The organism is Gordonia sp. SMJS1 (assembly GCF_029866425.1).
GTDB lineage: Bacteria > Actinomycetota > Actinomycetes > Mycobacteriales > Mycobacteriaceae > Gordonia > Gordonia hongkongensis.
Genome location: NZ_CP123381.1, coordinates 3,654,992 through 3,672,877 on the forward strand (window position 1 = coordinate 3,654,992; position 17,886 = coordinate 3,672,877).

The 17,886-nt window shown below is 68.5% G+C and carries 13 protein-coding genes and 1 pseudogene; 10 read left to right on the plus strand and 4 right to left on the minus strand.

What is annotated here, in order from left to right; genetic code table 11:
- Positions 1–208: 208 nt before the first annotated feature.
- From QAD21_RS16725 to QAD21_RS16740, 4 genes are all read left to right on the plus strand, one after another.
- A complete protein-coding gene (locus QAD21_RS16725) occupies positions 209–865 on the plus strand; it encodes a GAP family protein (RefSeq protein ID WP_068971193.1) in 657 nt (218 codons plus the stop codon).
- 234 nt (positions 866–1,099) lie between these two features.
- Positions 1,100–2,002, plus strand: coding sequence for a hypothetical protein (locus QAD21_RS16730; protein WP_068971190.1), 903 nt, complete (start codon positions 1,100–1,102; stop codon positions 2,000–2,002).
- Between the two features lie 52 nt (positions 2,003–2,054).
- Entirely contained in the window at positions 2,055–3,338 is a 1,284-nt protein-coding gene (locus QAD21_RS16735; RefSeq protein ID WP_159371192.1) for a lipase family protein, read from the plus strand.
- On the plus strand, positions 3,335–3,997 hold the full coding sequence (locus tag QAD21_RS16740; RefSeq protein ID WP_280359872.1) for a lysoplasmalogenase family protein: 663 nt from the start codon (positions 3,335–3,337) through the stop codon (positions 3,995–3,997). Before QAD21_RS16735 ends, QAD21_RS16740 begins: the two co-directional genes overlap by 4 nt.
- Before the next feature lies 1 nt (position 3,998).
- On the opposite strand, the gene QAD21_RS16745 is transcribed toward QAD21_RS16740, so the two are convergent.
- Positions 3,999–4,544, minus strand: a complete 546-nt coding sequence (locus tag QAD21_RS16745; RefSeq protein ID WP_280359873.1) for a hypothetical protein — start codon at positions 4,542–4,544, stop codon at positions 3,999–4,001.
- A gap of 49 nt (positions 4,545–4,593) precedes the next feature.
- Here QAD21_RS16745 and QAD21_RS16750 point away from each other — a divergent pair, with 49 nt between their 5' ends.
- Both QAD21_RS16750 and QAD21_RS16755 read left to right on the plus strand, forming a co-directional pair.
- Complete coding sequence (locus QAD21_RS16750; RefSeq protein ID WP_280359874.1) at positions 4,594–5,181, plus strand: HhH-GPD-type base excision DNA repair protein; 588 nt, start codon at positions 4,594–4,596, stop codon at positions 5,179–5,181.
- A 162-nt stretch (positions 5,182–5,343) separates the two neighbouring features.
- Positions 5,344–6,203, plus strand: a pseudogene (locus QAD21_RS16755) (hypothetical protein).
- Positions 6,204–6,230: 27 nt separating this feature from the next.
- On the opposite strand, the gene QAD21_RS16760 reads toward QAD21_RS16755, so the two are convergent.
- Complete coding sequence (locus tag QAD21_RS16760; RefSeq protein ID WP_280359875.1) at positions 6,231–8,048, minus strand: HNH endonuclease signature motif containing protein; 1,818 nt, start codon at positions 8,046–8,048, stop codon at positions 6,231–6,233.
- A 218-nt stretch (positions 8,049–8,266) separates the two neighbouring features.
- Between QAD21_RS16760 and QAD21_RS16765 the strand changes: the two genes are divergently transcribed.
- Complete coding sequence (locus QAD21_RS16765) at positions 8,267–9,526, plus strand: IS256 family transposase (RefSeq protein WP_096905832.1); 1,260 nt, start codon at positions 8,267–8,269, stop codon at positions 9,524–9,526.
- A 490-nt stretch (positions 9,527–10,016) separates the two neighbouring features.
- Here the strand turns inward: QAD21_RS16765 and QAD21_RS16770 are convergent, their stop codons facing one another.
- Together QAD21_RS16770 and QAD21_RS16775 are read right to left on the minus strand one after the other, a co-directional pair.
- Entirely contained in the window at positions 10,017–11,312 is a 1,296-nt protein-coding gene (locus QAD21_RS16770; protein WP_280359876.1) for a WS/DGAT domain-containing protein, read from the minus strand.
- Positions 11,313–11,338: 26 nt separating this feature from the next.
- On the minus strand, positions 11,339–12,580 hold the full coding sequence (locus QAD21_RS16775) for an acyl-CoA dehydrogenase family protein (RefSeq protein ID WP_280359877.1): 1,242 nt from the start codon (positions 12,578–12,580) through the stop codon (positions 11,339–11,341).
- Between the two features lie 184 nt (positions 12,581–12,764).
- Here QAD21_RS16775 and QAD21_RS16780 point away from each other — a divergent pair, with 184 nt between their 5' ends.
- The 3 genes from QAD21_RS16780 (at position 12,765) to QAD21_RS16790 (ending at position 17,869) form a co-directional block, all read left to right on the plus strand.
- Positions 12,765–15,161 carry an acetyl-CoA acetyltransferase gene (locus tag QAD21_RS16780; protein WP_280359879.1) on the plus strand — a complete coding sequence of 799 codons (2,397 nt, stop codon included), beginning with the start codon at positions 12,765–12,767 and terminating at the stop codon, positions 15,159–15,161.
- A 143-nt stretch (positions 15,162–15,304) separates the two neighbouring features.
- Positions 15,305–16,546: an AI-2E family transporter gene (locus QAD21_RS16785; protein ID WP_058252505.1), complete on the plus strand. Its 1,242-nt coding sequence runs from the start codon at positions 15,305–15,307 to the stop codon at positions 16,544–16,546.
- Between the two features lie 90 nt (positions 16,547–16,636).
- The gene (locus tag QAD21_RS16790) at positions 16,637–17,869 is read left to right on the plus strand and encodes an acyl-CoA dehydrogenase family protein (protein ID WP_004022519.1); all 1,233 of its coding nucleotides are present in this window, start codon (positions 16,637–16,639) and stop codon (positions 17,867–17,869) included.
- Positions 17,870–17,886: the final 17 nt, after the last annotated feature.

The following is a 17,886-nucleotide window of genomic DNA, read 5'->3' on the forward strand; positions in this document are numbered from 1 at the left end:
CGCAGACGGGGTGCCTTCGTCGTGAGAGGACCTGCGCTCAGGGCGCCACTATCGGAAGGCGCGGCAGATCACGTGAACATCGGCCGAACAGAACGCGAAATGGCATGCAAGACATATCAAGACCGTCCGTCACGCAAACAGTCCGACATTCGCCACTCTCATGGCGTACAAACGTCATCTGTCGGCACCATGTCGTGAGGAGTTCTCGATGGGACCCGTGCTCGGTGAGTTACTACCCCTTGCGGTGGGTGTCGCGGTGTCGCCGATCCCGATCATCGCGGCGATCCTCATGCTCCTGGGACGCCATGCGCGCACGACGAGTATCGGTTTCGCGATCGGCTGGCTTGTCGGCATCGTCGTCGCGGTGGCCGTCTTCGTGGCCCTCGGAAGCGCCGTCGACCTCGACGGATCGTCGTCGAGCACCGGTTGGATGAAGATCGCGCTCGGTGTCGTTCTGCTCGTCGTCGGGTTGCGTCAGTGGCGTTCCCGGCACGCGGAGTCCGCGACGCCGAAGTGGATGTCGGCCATCGACGAGATGCGTCCGGTGACCGCCACGGGTATCGCGTTCGCGCTGGCGGCGATCAATCCGAAGAATCTCGTTCTCTGCGCGGCGGCGGGTGTCTCGATCGCCTCGGGCGCGCTGTCGATGCCGCAGGACGTGATCGCGGTGGCGATCTTCGCACTCCTGGCCTCGACCTCGGTCGTGGTCCCGGTCGTGGGCTACCAGCTCGCCGCGGCCCGCCTGCGCGAACCACTCGACCGCCTCAAGTCGTGGCTGCAGGCGAACAACGCGACGGTGATGGCGGTGCTGATCCTGGTCATCGGAGTCGTGTTGATCGGCAAGGGAATCGGCGGCGCGAGCTGAGCGTGCCGGCGGTGGTCGGCCTCTGTGCGGCGGTCCGAGGCCGTGCTCAAGGGCACTGAACCCGCAGTTCGCCGCGGTTTCGGTCTCTCGCGGATCGCGCCCATGTCACAGGTCGGACTCGCGACTTGCCGGGTTCCGAGTCTTCGTGGTCTCTTGTAACTCGAGTCCCATCTGTCACACCCGCCACACGTGGCGGGTGCTCGGCCGTCACAGCCGGTTGCCCCAAGGAGAGCCATGTCCCTCACGTCTCGGTTCACGCGTTCCGACGCTCCGCGTCGCGTCACTCGCAGCCGCGCGATCCAGCGCTGCGGCGCCTGTCTCATGGGTGTGGCGATCGCGGCGGCCACCCTCACCGCCACCTCGGCACCGGCGGCGGCCGAGCCACTCATCCCCGCCAACCTGCTCGGCGCGCTGTCGATCCCGTTCGACGCCGAGCTGGCCGGGGCGGTCCGGCTGCTCAAGGCCGCGGGTGTCGACCAGATCGCCGTGCAGGCCGCCCAGACGATCATGGGGAGCGCCGGACAACTCTCGGTCGAGGACATCGCCGGGCGTGCGGGAGCTCTCCCGCTCCCCGCGGCCGCCGAAGGCGCACCCGCGTCGGCCGCCACTCCGGTCGCGGCCCCGACCGACCCCATCGCCCTGTTGCGCACGCTCGGCATCCAGACGCTCACCCCGTCGGTGTCGCCGTTCTGTACCGCCCCCACCGCCGACAACCCGCTCGGACTCGTCACCGCCGGGGCGGGGGCCGTGGCGGGTCCTTGGCCCATGAAGACCGACCCGCTGACCCAGCTCAAGCCGCTGCTCGACATGATCCCCGGCGTGAAGCTGCCCGAGAAGCTCAACCTCGTCGAGAAGGGCGAGACCGCATACGCTTTCGTGCCCGCCTCGCCGACGGCCGGTAGCGGCGGCACAATGCAGGTCGCCTGGTTCAACACCAGCACGCTCCAGGGCGGCTTCGCCGATCTCGACCCGATCACCGACCGCACCGCGCTGACGGCGCTGCCCCTGCTGTCCGGGGTCCGGCTGGCACCGGTGAAGACCGGCAGCGGCACCATCCTGTCGGCAGTCTTCGGCAACGCCAGCAACGGTACCCAGAACTGCTGGTTCCTACCTGCCGTCGGCATCGTCAATGCTTGACGCACAACGCTTTTCGCATCCGGTCACGCCTCACAGAACGAACTGACGACACATGAACCCCCACGGCAACACTTCGAAACCACGGAGTGCCCACCTCGCACGCGCCCTCGCGGCCGCAGCCGCCCTCACGATCGTCGTGGCCCCGGCCGCCGTCGGCATGACGGCGACGGCCGCGGCCGAACCGACTCCGGGAACATCGACGCCAGGCGTGGCCGAGCCGTCGGCGGAACCGTCGTCGACGGACAACAGCGCGCCCGCCGACGACAATGCGGGCACCGTCGACACGCGAGGTCCGGGACAGACGCCGGGCGCCGTCTACGCCAATCGCGAACTCCCCCGGGCACGTACGGTCGCGGGCGCCGGGTCCGGAAACGACTTCACGTACTGGAGCACCGGCGCCGACGGCAAGGCCCATCTGTCCTCGGGCGTGTTGATGGTGCCGGGCGGGCGGGCGCCGGCCGGCGGTTGGCCGATCGTCGCCTGGGCCCACGGTTCGCGCGGCATCGCCGACCGGTGCGCACCGTCGTCGCGGCCCACCGCCGAGGACACCGATGAGCTCAAGCGATGGCTCGGTCGTGGATATGCCGTCGTCAGTACCGATTACGCGGGTGTCGGGACCCCCGGCACGCCGCAGTACTACGATCTCGAGGCCACTGCCCGCAACATCGTCGACGCGGTGCGCGCCTCTCGGGACATCGCCGACAACCTGTCGCGCTCGTGGGCAGTGGTCGGCGAGGGCCAGGGAGCCGCGGCCGCGATCACGCTGGCCCGACTGGCCCCGACCATCCAGGGCGGCAAGCTCGACTTCAAGGGTGCCGCGGCGAGTTCGATTCCCGCCCAGTTCGGTTCGCTCGTGGCCAATCTCGGGCCGTCGTCCGCGGCGATGCCGTCCGGGCTGGCCGCCGACGCGCTGTACACGCTGAGCGCGATCCGCAACGCGCAGTCCGACCTCGATCTCGACGCCTACCTCACCGACACCGGCAAGAAGTGGCTGACCAAGGCCGCCGCGTCGTGTGTCACCGAGTTCGCGCGTGAGGTGGACGGTCTCGCCATCGGCTCGCTGTTCACCAAACCGCTGTCGGGGAACACCGAACTCACCGCCCTGCTGACCAAGGCGACCGAGCTGCCCACTCGCGGCTTCGAGCGTCCGGTCCTGATGACGCAGACCCTGCAGGACACCTCCGTCGTCGTACCGCTCACCCTCAAGTACCTCAACGACGCCCGGGTCGGCGACAGCAAGGTGTCGGCGCGTACCTATCTGACGCTCGACGGTGCCCAGTCGAAGCGGTTCTCCGACACCGACATCCGCGCGTTCGTCGCCCGCGTCCTGCGGTGAACCGAACGTTCCGGATCGCCTATGCGGCCACTGCCGCGGCAGCGACGATCGCCGGGTCGGCCGGTGATCGACGCAGCGCCGCGATCACCAAACCGCTGCCGATCGCGCTTCTCGCGGCGCGGGTGGCCGCCGGAGCACGACGCCGCCCGGTCGCCGACACCGTCGCCCTGGCGTCCGTCGTCGGGTTCTCCGCGCTCGGCGACCGGTTCATGTTGCAGGAGGAATTCGAACACGACGACCCGGCCACGAAGGATCGTTTTCTCCGCAGGGGTGCAACGTCTTTCGCGGGCGCACAGTTGAGCTACGCGGTCGCGATGTGGCGTGCCGGCGCACGACCGACGGTTCGGTCCGTCACGCCGCGGGTGGGCGTTCTCGCCGAGTCGGCGACGGTGCTGAGCCGACACCGCCCTGCCCTGCTGCCGGTTCTGGGGACGTACGGCAACACGCTCGCGACGATGTCGGCGCTGGCAACGGACGTGCCGGCGCCGCAGCCGCGCTTGCGGGCCGGCGGGTGGTTCTTCCTGCTCTCCGACCTCGCGATCATCAATCGACGACACCTGGTCACCGACACTCGACTCCGGGTGGCCGGCGAGGCCTGGGTGCTCGCGAGCTATTTCACCGCGCAGTACCTGCTGATCGGCGGACTCGCCGAACGGTGAGTCAGGCGACCGCGCGGCCCGAGCAGGTCGAGTACTTCGGATTGGTCATCGGAAAGAAGGCAAGCGCACCGATCTTCTGACGGATCGTGAAGGCGACGGGACCGCTGCCCGGATGGATGTCGACCTGCCATTTGACCGTGTACCCGCGGCCGGGAACCGTGGTGACGCCGGTACGTCCGGTCCGCAGGTTCCGCCACGACACCGACACCTCGTAGGTGTATTCGAGGGCCACGGCTCGGGCACGGTCGGTGCCGATGAGCGCGATGACGGGTCCGGGTAGTCCGTCCGCGGGGTGCCGGATCTGGTTGAACACGTCCACACGGACCTTGACCGTGCCTGCCGGCCACGGGTTGACGCTGTCGCACCGCAGGGTGGTGACGTAGTTCGCCCCGTCGTCGGCCGGTGCGGCCCCGGCGGCGCCGGTACCGAACAGCGACACGGCCAGCGCCAGCACGGCGCCGGCCACCGTCGCGACCGTTCCCACTCCGACGCGCCCCCGCCGACGTCTGCCGTTCTCGAAGCCGACCGTGTTCTCCCCGCTCACCATGGGGGCAGTCTAGAGCCGCACGCGGGTGCCGTCTGCCAGAATCGACCCCATGCCGAAGATCCAGATCGCGCAGGAACCCGCGGCCGACGAACTCCTGTCGAACGATTCGTTCGCCCTCCTCACGGGAATGCTCCTCGACCAGCAGTTCCCGATGGAACGGGCCTTCGCCGGGCCGGCCAAGATCCGTGACCGGTTCGGCACGATGGATCCGGTCGAGATCGCCGACGCCGACCCCGAGGCGTTCGCCGACCTGTGTGCCACTCCCCCGGCAATCCACCGCTACGGTCGGTCGATGGCCGGCCGGGTCCAGGCGCTCGCGAAAGTCGTCGCCGAGGAGTACGGCGGCGACGCCGCGCGCATCTGGACCGAGGCCGCCGACGGCGCGGACCTGATGAAGCGATTGCGCGCCCTGCCCGGGTTCGGCGACCAGAAGGCGAAGATCTTTGTCGCGCTCGTCGCCAAGCAACTCGACGTCAAGCCGTCGGGCTGGACCAAGGTCGCCGGCGATTACAGCAAGAAGGGGTTCCGGTCGGTGGCCGACGTGACCGGCCCGGATTCGCTGCAGAAGGTCCGCGACTTCAAGAAGGCGGCGAAGGCCGCCAAGGCGGCAGAGGCACCGGCGACCGGGGCGCAGTAGCGACACCGCCCCGCGGAATCACCGAACCCTCGCCCCGAACGCCGGTCGGCTGGCCTAGGGTCGGAAAGCATGGAGTCCCTTCCGGATCGGCCGCCACCCGACCGTCGCCGCGTCGACCGTAGACCGGTGGCCACGGCGGACGCGGGCCGTGCGCTCGTCGAGATGCCGTTCCGACTCGGTTTCGCGGTCACCGGGGTGGTGCTCAGTGCAGCCGAGTCCGCAGTCGCCATCGCCCGTATCACGGCTGGGAGCGTGCAGAACGAGATCGCACTGGCAGTGGGCGTCGACGCCGACGAGCTCGGATCACTCCGGACGCCGCTCGCTCTCCTCAACCAGCTGTCCGAACTACTCGGCCCCGAGCGGCCGTTCGGCAGGATCCTGGCCAACGGCGGTCCGCTGGAGCGACTGCTCGATCCCGGGGGTGTCGTCGACCGGCTCACCGCCCCGAACGGTCCGCTCGACAAGCTCACCGCCGAGGGCGGACTCCTCGACCAGGTCGCCGAGGAACGAGGCATCCTGGTGCGCCTCACCGCGAAGGGTGGACCGCTGGACCGGTTGACCGGCCGGGTGGCGTGGTCGACCAGTTCACCGAGAACGAGGGCATCCTCGAGCGCCTCACCTCCGAGGGCGGCATCGTCGACAAGTTGACCGCGCCCGACGGCGTGCTGGAGAAGGTGACCGCCGCGGGAGGCATCCTGGACCGGCTCGCCGAGGACGACGGCCTGCTCGATCAGCTCCTGGGCGAGAACGGTGCGGTCGAACGTGCGATCGCACCGGGCGGGCCGCTGGACCGGATCTCCGAGCTCACCGAGGTCATCGGGCAGCTGGGACCCAACCTGCTCGCCATGCAGGAAACGGTCCACGAGCTCGCCGAGACCGTCGACCTGCTGAACCAGACGGTCGCACCGCTCGGCGGTCTCGCCGAGCGGCTTCCCAAACGCCTCACCCGTCCGCCGAAGGGGTCGGGCGGCAATGGACACGGAGACGCTCCGGCGGACACGAACGGGTACCCGCGGGGTTAGCCGCCACAGGCCACGCCGAGCGCCGGGTCAGAATGGCGGGGGCTCGTCGTCGTGGGTTGTCGCTTGATGGTGGGTTGCTTCGCTCCGGGCGCGTAGGTTCGCTTCGCGTTGTTTCTTGTTGCGGGCACGTTCTTCTCGCCGCTTCGCGTGTTTCGCGGCGGTGCGTTCGGTGATCGTGCGCGGTGGTCGGCCTTGCTGTTGTCTGCCTTGCCGCTCGGGCACGATGATCCGCGGTGTCGGTGGTGCTTTCGCGGCTTGTTCGAACCGGATGCGCCGCAGGTTGGGGAAGAGGTCTTCGAGGGTTTCGGCCTCGCCGGGGATCACAAAGCCCTCGGGCGTGACGTATTCGGTGACCAGGCGGCCCTCGTCGTCGCGGTACTGCACATCGGTCCAGTCACCGTGGGTCTTGTGGAGATGACCGGGACGGCATTTGGCGTTGAGGTTCTCACTCGAGGTCGCACCCCCGCGTGCCGGCCGGGCGTGGTCGTACTCGGCGACGTGATCGACATCGGCGGTGAATGCCGAACGCGTGCAACCCGGCTCGGTGCAGTAGCCGTCGCGCACCCGCACGAACTCCGCACACGCACTCGTCGGACGATACGGGTCACCAGGCAGGGCAGCCGGGTAGACCACCACCATCTCCGACGACGGCGGCTCCGCCGACGATGAGGCCGAAGTCGGGGGCGTCGACGCGTCACCCGCGCCGCCGGCATCGGCGTTGGTGTTGGTGTCGGCGTCATCTGTAGCCTGCTGTGGCGCGGCGATGTTCGCCGTACGCGTGGTGTCGTCGTCGTATCCGCCCTCGCCGGTCACGACTGGACCGCCGGCGACGACCTGCGACGGTGGTGTGCGGACCGGGGTGACCGGCCTGATCGTCGCGTCGGGCCGGGCGGCGAGGTCACGCACATGCTCGTCGGAGATCACTCCGTGCCCGTCGACCCAGCCGGGTCCGGACCCCCCGGCCAGGGTGTCGGCGTCGGTCACCACGTGAATCACGATCTCGGTACCCGCCGCCGAACCTCCAGGATCGACAGGTGGTGCGGTGCAGTCGGACTGACCGCACGCACACGTGAACGCTGTTCGGGTGAGCAACGCGCACATGGCGTCGGACTTCCGTTCCCCGAGGGTGCGGCCATCCCGGTCGCACACTGATGCGGCCAACTCCCGTACCGAGGCGTCGCAAGCCCGGATGTTCTCGGCAGCCATGACCGCGGTGATCTCACCGGTGCCGTCACCGTGGTTCTCGGTCCACACCCCTCGTTTGTCGAGCGCTTCGCGGCGCCGTTCCCGGACGGCGTCGGCGTCGTGGCCGAAGACCAGGCGGTCGATCATGTCGCGCAAACCTGACGTCGACCACGACCCGGACCGGGAGCGCAGCAGGTCGGCGATCGACTCGTCGAGCACCTCGATGATCCGGCGGCTGGCGGGGTCGTCGGGGTCGAGAAGGTGATCATCGGACACCAAATGCGTGCGGCCGATGATCTCCCGGATCTGGTGCGGCCCGATGATGCCGTCGCGCAACGTCTCCAACACCCGCGGCAACCGGTCACGCAGACACAACGCCTCGTCAACCAGCATCCCCGCCCGGTAGCGGGTGATCCCGGCCTCGCGCGAGACCCGGGCGACGATGTCACCGAAACCGTCGGACACGTAACTGTTGCCGACAGTGGTCAACAGCCGATCACACAACACCAGGATCGTCTGGTAGCGGCACCACGCCAGATACGACTCGCCCGCGCGGATCGACCCCAGACGCTGCATATGGGTGGCGGTGTCGGCATCGGCCGGACAGGCAGGATCGACCCCGGCGAGGAACTCGCCCGGCAGATCCGTCCATGCCCCCACAGTGACTCCCCCCGAAGTCGTTGCCATCCCGCCTGGTTGACCGGTCCAACTGATACATCCAAGATAGACCCGACCACCGACAAGAGTAGTGCCCCATAGAGTGGTGTAACTCGGTGGCCGAGATCGTCTGCGATTCCGTGTTGTGTACGGATGTAGAGCGGCCACCGTGTGATCCTTCGAGTCAACCTTCTACCGAATCCTCGAACGGAGTCATCACGATGACCGCACCCCATATTGTCGACCCTGCAGGCCTGCTTAGCCAAGCCCTGACCGACGCGTCACCGGATCTGATGCGCGAGCTGCTGCAGACCATGATCAACGCCCTGCTGTCCGCGGACGCCGACGCCGTGTGCGGCGCCGAGTGGAACGCCCGCTCGTCAGAGCGCACCAACTACCGCAACGGTTATCGCCACCGGCCCCTGGATACCCGGGTCGGCACCGTCGACGTCGCCATCCCCAAGCTCCGCTCGGGCTCCTACTTTCCCGAGTGGCTGCTCGAGCGTCGCAAGCGGGCCGAATCCGCGCTGATCACCGTCGTGGCGGACTGCTACCTGGCCGGGGTCTCCACCCGCCGGATGGACAAGCTGGTCAAAACTCTCGGCATCGACTCGCTGTCCAAGTCCCAGGTCTCCCGCATGGCCGAAGACCTCGATGAGCAGGTCGCGGCGTTCCGGCACCGGCGCCTGGACGAGGCCGGACCGTTCACGTTCGTCACCGCCGATGCGCTGACGATCAAGGTCCGGGAGAACAAGCAGGTCGTCAAAGCCTCGGTGCTGCTGGCCACCGGGGTCAACGGTGACGGCCACCGCGAGGTCCTGGGCATGCAAGTCGCCACCAGCGAGACGAAGGCCTCGTGGAACACCTTCTTCGCCGACCTGGTGGCCCGTGGCCTGGGCGGAGTCCGGCTGGTGACCTCCGATGCCCACGCCGGGCTGATCGAGGCGATCGCGGCGAACCTGCCCGGGGCCGCCTGGCAGCGCTGTCGCACCCACTACGCCGCAAACCTCATGGCCGCGTGCCCCAAGTCGATGTGGCCGGCCGTGAAGGCGATGCTGCATAGCGTCTACGACCAGCCCACCGCCGAGGCTGTCAATGCCCAGTTCGACCGGCTCTTGGACTACACCGAAGGCAGACTGCCCGAGGTTGCTGACCACCTCGGCGATGCCCGCGAGGACCTGCTGGCGTTTATCGCGTTCCCCGACGATGTGTGGCGGCAGATCTGGTCCAACAACCCCACCGAGCGGCTCAACCGGGAGATCCGACGCCGCACCGACGTGGTCGGGATCTTCCCGAACCGGGATGCCATCGTTCGCCTCATCGGCGCCGTCCTGGCCGAGCAGACCGACGAATGGGCCGAAGGCCGCCGCTACCTCGGTCTCGAAGTCCTCAGCCGCTGCCGACTCACCCTGACCACCGACCCCGCCACCAGCTCGCCGACGGAGGTGAGCACCGATGACCTGATGCAACTACCCGCCTGACCACCCACGAAGGATCACCATTCAGTTACACCACTTCCAGGGGCTTGACCGACAAGAATGCTCGGTCGACGAGCAGTCCTCGACATCTGGCTATGGTCGGCGGCGCAGATCACGTCGAATTCGCTGGGAGCGGGGACATTTGGTCGCCAGGCCCTTCGTGACGCGGCCCGGCCGCCGTCGTGGATCACGAAAGAAAGGTTGTGCGCGGCGCGAGCCCTTCTACTGCTCCCTGAGGAGCGAGCTTGCGGAGGCCGTCACGAAGGGTCTTGGTGAGATGACGTCGCCACCCTTCGAGGCTCGTCGACCTCGACGCGCTCCTTCGTCGCTTGCTCGGCCCGGCGGCTAACGCTCCTCGCACCTCAGGGAGCAAAGGGAGGGCATCGCAGACCAGCGGTTTCGTGGTTCTTTGGGATGAGGGAGCAGAGGGGGCGGCTGCGCTTCTCGCAACTCAGCTCAGGGAGTGGAGCGGAGGGGCCGCGGCGGCGTGCACTCAGACACCCAGCGCTCGCGCGAGCAGTTCCACGTACCGATCCACATCGTTCATGACATCCGGGCTCGTGGTCACCGAGATCGCGATCCGGTCGCCGATCCCGTGTACGCCGTGAGTCAATCCCTGAGCCGGCGACTGCGCGGGCAATCCTGTGGTGAAAAGGATCTCACCGCCGTCGAGGTCGAGATCGGCGGCTCCGCGGTTCACCGACGAGACCACGGTGACGCCGGTGACCGTCGCCGGCGGGGTGTCGAGATCGAACGATCGGATCCCCCATCGGGTCAGGATCGCCGGTGTCGACTCCGACGCCCGACGCTGCGCGACCCGCAGCGGTTCCGCCTCGGCGGCGCGTGCGGCGGCGATCTCGGCGCCGATGAGTCGTGCGCGCTCGCCCAGATCGTCGATGTCGATGTGCAAGTCAATCCCCGCATTGCGAAAGTGATTGCGCGCTCGACGTTCTCCGCCGCGCCCGACCGTCAGCTCCGCGCCGTACCGTCGATCCCGGTCCCCCAGATACTCCGGGAACGCCACCGAGATCGCGGTGAGTACGGCGACCGTGACCGGCACTCCGGGTCCGCTGAGTTGATCACGCGCGACGACCAACACACGCAGGGTGCGCCGCGGTCCGGGTGGGACGTTCAACCGAGTCGGCGCATATCCCGCCGTTCCCGGCACGGATGCCGAGGCGAGACGCGCCGCGCGAACCCCTCGCCACGCTGTCGTGACGAACTCGCCGGGGAATCGAAGCACTCCGCCGAGCGCCGTACCGGCGTCGACCATCAGCTCGCGGAAGGGTGAACGCACCTCGGACAGCGGTCGTCGTGGGGTGGCGGGAGCCGTGAACCAGTCGCGCGCGATCCGCGACATCCGACGCCCGTCACCCAGGGCGTGACAGACCTGGAGCACGACGACGACCACCGGACCCGTCGCTGCCGGGACGTCGGCGACCGGACCGAAGAGGTGCGCCCGCCACGCCTCCCTCGTGGGATCGAGCGGCTGGGCGATGAGCCCGGCGATCTCCGTCAGACACGACGACCACGTGCGGCTCGACGCGTCCACGCGGACCTGGTCGTCGGCGGGCCGCACGGATTCCCAGTACGGGCGGTCGGCCGTACCCGGGACATCTCGTATCCGGAGGCACAGATCGTCGACGTGCGGCGCCCGCAGCCGGAGTCGCGCCGCGCAGTCCTCGATCGAACTGCGCGGCGCGGCAGAGCAATACACCAGGAACTCGTCGTTCGGGATGCACTGCGACATCCAGTACGACACCGCGTCCGCCGCGGCCATCCGGTGCATGGTCGCCAGCGTAGCGGCACGGCGTGCTACTTCTGTCCGGCGCTCCAGGCGTACGGCAGGTCGGTGCCGTTGAGCACGTGGTCGCCGACCGCCTGCAGCTTGAAGATCAGCGGGTTGTGCACCGAGATCACCCGGGCGTTGCGCCAGTGGCGATCCAGGCGCAGACGCTCGGAGGTGATCGACGCGCCGCCGACCTCGAACAGTTGAGTGGTCGCGTCCAGTACTGCGGGGATGACGGCGGCCTGGGCACGGGCGACGTCGAACTCGACGCGGTCGAGGAGTTCGGCGTCCTCCCAGCCGGCGAGCGCGAGCTCGTCGAGCTCGTCGGCGATGTCGAGGACCAGCGTGCGCGCGGTGTAGGCCGCCGCCGACAACCGGCCGATCACCTGCTGCACCAACGGATCATGGCGCGGCAGGCCGGCGGTCGAATGCGTGAAGGTGCGCGTGCGGTTGCGCACCCACTCCACGACGTCGTCGGTGGCGCGTGCCGCGATACCCGCGAGCACCGAGAGCTGCACGAGTTGCAGATACGACGTCGCGTACGTGCGCCCCTCCCCGCCGTACCCCGGGCCGAGGACACGCTCGGCCGGCACCTCGACATTCGCGAACTCGGTGGTGCCGCTGGCGGTCAGGCGCTGACCGAAGCCGTCCCAGTCGTCGTGCTGGGTGACGCCGTCGGCGTCGGCGTCGACGAGTACCGAGACCCGCTCACCGTCTTGGTCGGCGGCGACGAGGATGTGGTCGGAGTAGAGGCTGCCGGTGCTGTAGTACTTGGTGCCGTCGAGCCGGAACCCGCTGCCGTCGGTACTCGCCGGATCCGGGGTGAGGCGCGTCTGGTACCGGTCGATGGCGCCGACGCCGGGTTCGGTGATCGCGTTGCCGACCAGCGTCCCCTCGCCGACCTTGCGCAACCACTGCTGCGCAGCCTCGTCCGGGAGGGCGGCGAGCTGGTCCTCGACGAACGACCAGTGCACCCGCAGGGCCTGCGGGAGATTGGACTCCGCGGCGGCCAGCTCGATGAGCAACCGGAACAGCTGACGGATCGACGCGCCATAACCGCCGAATTCCACCGGCACGCGCAACGCGCCGAACTTCGCCTCCCGTAGCCACGCGACCTCGTCGTATGCAAGCCTGCGGTCGTCCTCGCGCTGCACGGCGCCTTCGGCGATCCGGGCGAAGATCGGTGCGAACACCTCGTCGAGACGCTCGTCCGTCGTTCCGGTGGCGGGCCGGTTGATTTGCTCGGTGGACGGCACAGTGGACGTCATCGGGGGTCCTTTCGATCGCAGACTGGTCGGCGACAGTCTGGTCGGCTCGGCACCGGCCGACCACGGTTGCAACCGCGCTGACCGCAACGCTGACGTTCTGGGCGCGTGCACCGCACACTGGCGCTGCGACGCTCGTCGGCCACCTCCGATGAGACCCCGGTCACGCCATGTGTCAATGTTTGGTATGCCAACAACGCTCGTTGATATCGATCCGACCACCCCCGTCGTCGTCGGCGTGGGCCAGGCATCGGAACGCCTGACCGATCCCGGATACGAGGCGCTCGGCGAGGCCGACCTCGCCGCCCGGGCGGTGACCGCCGCATTCGCCGACTCCGGAGGCGACGTCGCCGGGTCGATCGACACGATCGCCGCGATCCGCTCGTTCGAGATCTCGAGCCCGTTGTCGTCGTCACCGCTGGGCCGACCGGACAACATGCCGCGCGCGGTCGGCAACCGGATCGGGGTGGACCCACGCCGCGCCGTGCAGGCCGTGACCGGCGGCCAGACCCCGCAGACGATGCTCACCGAACTCGCGGCGGCCATCGCCGCCGGCGACTCCGAGGGGGCCGTGGTGTTCGGCGCCGAGGTGATGTCGACGGTCCGCCACCTCATGTCACAGCCGGAGGATCAGCGCCCGAACTTCGCCGAGGAGGTCGGCGGGCAATTCGAGGACCGCGGTTTCGGGCTCAAGGGCATCATCTCGGTCGCCGAGATGCGGCACGGCCTCGCGTCGGTGTTGCCGCAGTACGCCCTGCTGGAGAACGCCCGCCGGCACGCCTCCGGCCTGGGCCGCGATGCCTACATCGCCACGATGGGTGAGTTGTTCGCACCGTTCACCGAGGTCGCCGCCGCCAACCCGCACTCGGCCGCCCCGACGGCGCGCACCGCCGACGAACTCGTCACCGTCACCCCCGAGAACCGGATCGTGTCCGATCCGTTCACCCGGTACATCGTGGCGCGCGATCAGGTCAACCAGGCCGCAGCCGTGGTCGTGATGTCGGTGCGGGCCGCGCAGGCCGCCGGCGTCGACCCTGCGAAATGGGTGTTCCTGCACGGTCATTCGTCGACGGTGGAACGCCCGGTCCTGGCTCGCCCCGAATTGTCCTCCGCTCCTGCGGCTCCCGCGGCGGTGCGGCATGCGCTGCAGGTCGCCGGGATCGGGCTCGACGACATCTCCGTGGTCGACATCTACAGCTGCTTCCCGATCGCGGTGTTCAACGTCCTCGACGGGATCGGCATGTCGCCCGACGATCCGCGCGGGCTGACCGTGACGGGTGGCCTGCCGTTCTTCGGCGGGCCGGGCAACAACTACTCGCTCCACGCGATCGCCGAAGTCGTCACCCGCGTCCGGCGATCGCCGGGTGACTACGGTCTCGTCGTCGCCAACGGCGGTGTGCTGAGCAAGCATGCCGCGGGTGTCTATTCGACGACGCCGGCACCGTGGCGTCCGGACACCAGCGGTCCGGTCCAGGCCGAGCTCGACGCGGTACCGACCGTTCCCACGATCGCCGACGCCGACGGCGCCGCGGTCGTCGAGACCTACACGGTCATCCCGCAGAAGAACGGCCGCCGCACCGGTGTGGTGATCGGCCGGCTGGTCGATCCGACCGTTCCGGAGGGACTCGGCGCCCGCTTCGTGGCCAATCTCGATTCCGACGACGACGAACTCTTCGACCTCCTCCTCACCGCCGAGGACCCCGTCGGCACGCCGATCGTCGTGCGGTCTTTCGACAAAGGCAATCGGGTGGCCCTGACCTCCGCGGCCATGAACTCCCGGCATCCGGTCGTCGCGCCGGCGTTCCGCGACTCCTACGAGCACGTCGAGATCCGTCGCGACGGTCGGCTGCTCGAGGTGACCATCAACCGGCCCGACGCGCGCAACGCGTTGAACCCCGCCGCGAACGCCGAACTCGACTCGATCTTCGAGGCCTATTTCGCCGATCCCGACCTGTGGGTGGCGATCTTGACGGGCAAGGGCGACAAGGCCTTCTCGGCGGGCAACGATCTCGCGGCGACCGCGGGGCCCGCCGCCCTGTCGGTGCCGAAGAACGGGTTCGCCGGACTCACCTCGCGGCGCAGCCTGCCCAAACCGGTGATCGCGGCGGTCAACGGCTTCGCGCTCGGCGGCGGCTGCGAGATCGCGATGGCCTGTCACATCGTCGTGGCCGACGAGGACTCATCGTTCGGACTGCCCGAGGTGAAGGTGGGTTTGGCGGCCGCCGCGGGCGGTCTGGTCCGCCTGCCGCGGATGATCCCGCCCGCGCTCGCACGCGACATGATCCTGACCGGGCGTCGGATCTCGGCCGCCGAAGCCGCGGCCGCCGGACTGGTGAGCCGGATCGCCCCCGCCGGAAAGGTTCTCGAGACCGCACGCGGCGTGGCCGAGGAGATCCTGGCCGCCTCTCCGACGTCGGTACGGGCGTCGATCGCCACCATGGAACAGTCCGACGCCATCACCGACACGGTCGACGCCGTCCACGCCAGCACCTCGGTGCTCGACTCGCTCGTGATCAGCGGCGACACCCTCGAAGGGATCATGGCGTTCGTGATGAAGCGGACGCCGAACTGGAAAGGCCACTAGAGACTCATCGAAGACGAAAGCGCACGGAAAACGCGCGGATGGTCGTCGGATGCTGAACACTTGACGGCGGCCACTCCGCGCGCTCCCGCGCGTGGGTGGCCGCTGTTTCGACGTAACAGTCGTGTCCAGAAAGGCGGCACACCATGTCCGGTAGCAGTGAGGCACGCGGAACCAAGTCCTCCAAACGCACACCCCCACCACCGTCGTACCGGGTCGATCCCCCCGACTGGACACTGCCGCGGGGCACCATCGTGCTCCTCACGATCGCCGGCCTCGTCGTCGCCATCGGCGGCATCAAATCGGTGGCGTCGCTGGTCGGTCCGGTCTTTCTCGCGCTGATGCTCACCGTCGCCGTCCAGCCGGTCCCGAACTGGTTGCGCAAGAAGGGCTTCCCGCGGTGGGCCGCCTTCGTGACGACGGTGCTCCTCGTCTACGGAATCCTCATCGGGCTGTTCGCGGCGCTGGTGTTCTCCGTCGCGCGCCTGGCATCGATCCTGCCGCAGTACGACGACAAGTTCGACGACCTCGTCACCGGCTTCCAGAACTTCCTCACCAGCCACGGCGTCAGCCACGACAAGGTGCAGGACATGATCTCCCATGTCGACACCAGCAAGGTCGTAGGTGCCGTGACCGACGTGCTGAGCAGCACGTTCAGCGTGGCCTCGGCGCTCGTGCTCGTCCTCGCCCTGCTACTGTTCATGGCCGCGGACTCGGTCGGCTTCGACGACCGGATGAACATCCTGGACCGGATGCGCCCCGACATCGCATCGGCCTTCCGTTCGTTCTCGCAGGGGACGCGCAGCTATCTGTGGGTGTCGACGGTCTTCGGCCTGATCGTCGCCGTGCTCGACAGCGTGGCCCTCGCGTTGCTGTCCATCCCGCTCCCCATCCTCTGGGGCCTGCTGTCGTTCATCACCAACTACATCCCGAACGTCGGCTTCATCATCGGTCTGGTCCCACCCGCGCTGCTCGGACTGCTCGTCGGGGGGCCCACGAAGATGATCGTCGTCATCGTCGTCTACAGCGCGATCAACGTCATCATCCAGTCGGTCATCCAACCGAAATTCGTCGGCGACGCGGTCGGATTGTCGACCACCCTGACCTTCCTGTCCCTGCTCTTCTGGGCCTGGGCGATCGGGCCGCTGGGCGCGATCCTCGCGGTGCCGCTGACCCTGCTCGCCAAGGCCTTGCTCATCGACATCGACCCCGCCACCCGCTGGGCAGACGTGCTGCTGTCGTCGGGCGGGCAGCCGAAGAGCCCGGACCCGACCGAGGCGGGGACATCCGACGACGACACGAGAGAACCCGCGAAGACCACGGGCACGAAGGGTGAGGATCCGCCACCCGGATCGGCCCCGGGCGTCACACTGGAACCGGAAACGTGAGGCGGGCTACGCACCGCGCCGATCATTGGGTAGATTCCCTTTCGACCCCAATCTGACCACAACCGTTTACAGATAGGTTGCGCACCGCTCATGGACATGAACTGGTCTCCGGACGACGCTGCGTTTCGCGACGAGGTCCGCGCGTTCCTCGACGAGAAACTGACCCCCGACCTACGCGCGGCGGGCACGCTGCGCACCAGCGTCTACTCCGACCACGAGGCCTCGATGGAGTGGCAGGCGATCCTGCACGAGCGTGGCTGGGCCGCTCCCGCGTGGCCGGTGCAGTACGGCGGATGCGACTGGTCGCAATCCCAGCACTACATCTTCAGCCGTGAGTCGATCCTCGCCGGCGCGCCGTCGCTGTCGCCGATGGGCATCCGCATGGTGTCGCACGCGATCATGGCGTTCGGCACCGACGAGCAGAAGAACTTCTTCCTGCCGGGCATCCTCGACGGCAGCGTCTTCTTCTGCCAGGGCTACTCCGAGCCGGAGTCCGGCTCCGACCTCGCGTCGCTGTCGATGGCCGCGGTCGACGACGGCGACGACCTCGTCGTCACCGGTTCCAAGATCTGGACCACCCACGCCTCCGAGGCGAACTGGATCTTCTGCCTCGTGCGGACCTCGCGCCAGGAACGCAAGCAGCAGGGCATCACGTTCGTGCTCATCGACATGAACTCGCCGGGCATCGAGGTGCAGAACCTCGTGTTCGCGTCCGGCGAGCAGGTGCAGGCGCAGGTCTTCTTCGACGGCGTGCGCGTGCCCAAGAAGAACGTCCTCGGCAAGATCGACGACGGGTGGACCGTCGCGAAGTACCTGCTCGTCTTCGAGCGTGGCGGCGGCGCGGCCGCCCCGGCGCTGCAGGTCATGGCCGAGCAGCTCGGCCGGGACGCGGCGTCGGTGACGGCGCCGAACGGCGGCCCGCTGTCGGAGGATCCGGCCTTCGCGGCCAAGCTCACCGACCTGCAGGTGCGCGCGAAGATCCTCGAGGTCCTCGAGTACCGCGCGCTCGCCGCGATGAGTTCGGGCAAGGACCCCGGTTCCATCGCGTCGATGCTGAAGATCCTCGGTACCGAACTGAGCCAGGAGATCACGACCCTCAGCCTGGAGGCCGCGGGCCCGCACGGACGCGTCTTCCAGCCGCACGCCACCAAGCCGGGCGGACCCATCTTCCAGTACACCCCGCCCACCGACGGCTACGTCAGCGGCGAACCGTGGCAGGCCGTCGCGCCGCTGCACTACTTCAACGACCGCGCGGGCTCGATCTACGCCGGCAGCAACGAAATTCAACGAAACATCCTCGCCAAAGCGGCTCTGGGTCTCTGACGGGTCACAGGAGATAA

Bases quoted from the DNA above. Each gene is read 5' to 3' on its own strand.
- QAD21_RS16725 (WP_068971193.1), top strand. From the start codon at position 209: ATGGGACCCGTGCTCGGTGAGTTACTACCCCTTGCGGTGGGTGTCGCG.
- QAD21_RS16730 (WP_068971190.1), top strand. From the start codon at position 1,100: ATGTCCCTCACGTCTCGGTTCACGCGTTCCGACGCTCCGCGTCGCGTC.
- QAD21_RS16735 (WP_159371192.1), top strand. From the start codon at position 2,055: ATGAACCCCCACGGCAACACTTCGAAACCACGGAGTGCCCACCTCGCA.
- QAD21_RS16745 (WP_280359873.1), bottom strand. From the start codon at position 4,544: ATGGTGAGCGGGGAGAACACGGTCGGCTTCGAGAACGGCAGACGTCGG.
- QAD21_RS16750 (WP_280359874.1), top strand. From the start codon at position 4,594: ATGCCGAAGATCCAGATCGCGCAGGAACCCGCGGCCGACGAACTCCTG.
- QAD21_RS16765 (WP_096905832.1), top strand. From the start codon at position 8,267: ATGACCGCACCCCATATTGTCGACCCTGCAGGCCTGCTTAGCCAAGCC.
- QAD21_RS16770 (WP_280359876.1), bottom strand. From the start codon at position 11,312: ATGCACCGGATGGCCGCGGCGGACGCGGTGTCGTACTGGATGTCGCAG.
- QAD21_RS16775 (WP_280359877.1), bottom strand. From the start codon at position 12,580: ATGACGTCCACTGTGCCGTCCACCGAGCAAATCAACCGGCCCGCCACC.
- QAD21_RS16780 (WP_280359879.1), top strand. From the start codon at position 12,765: ATGCCAACAACGCTCGTTGATATCGATCCGACCACCCCCGTCGTCGTC.
- QAD21_RS16785 (WP_058252505.1), top strand. From the start codon at position 15,305: ATGTCCGGTAGCAGTGAGGCACGCGGAACCAAGTCCTCCAAACGCACA.
- QAD21_RS16790 (WP_004022519.1), top strand. From the start codon at position 16,637: ATGGACATGAACTGGTCTCCGGACGACGCTGCGTTTCGCGACGAGGTC.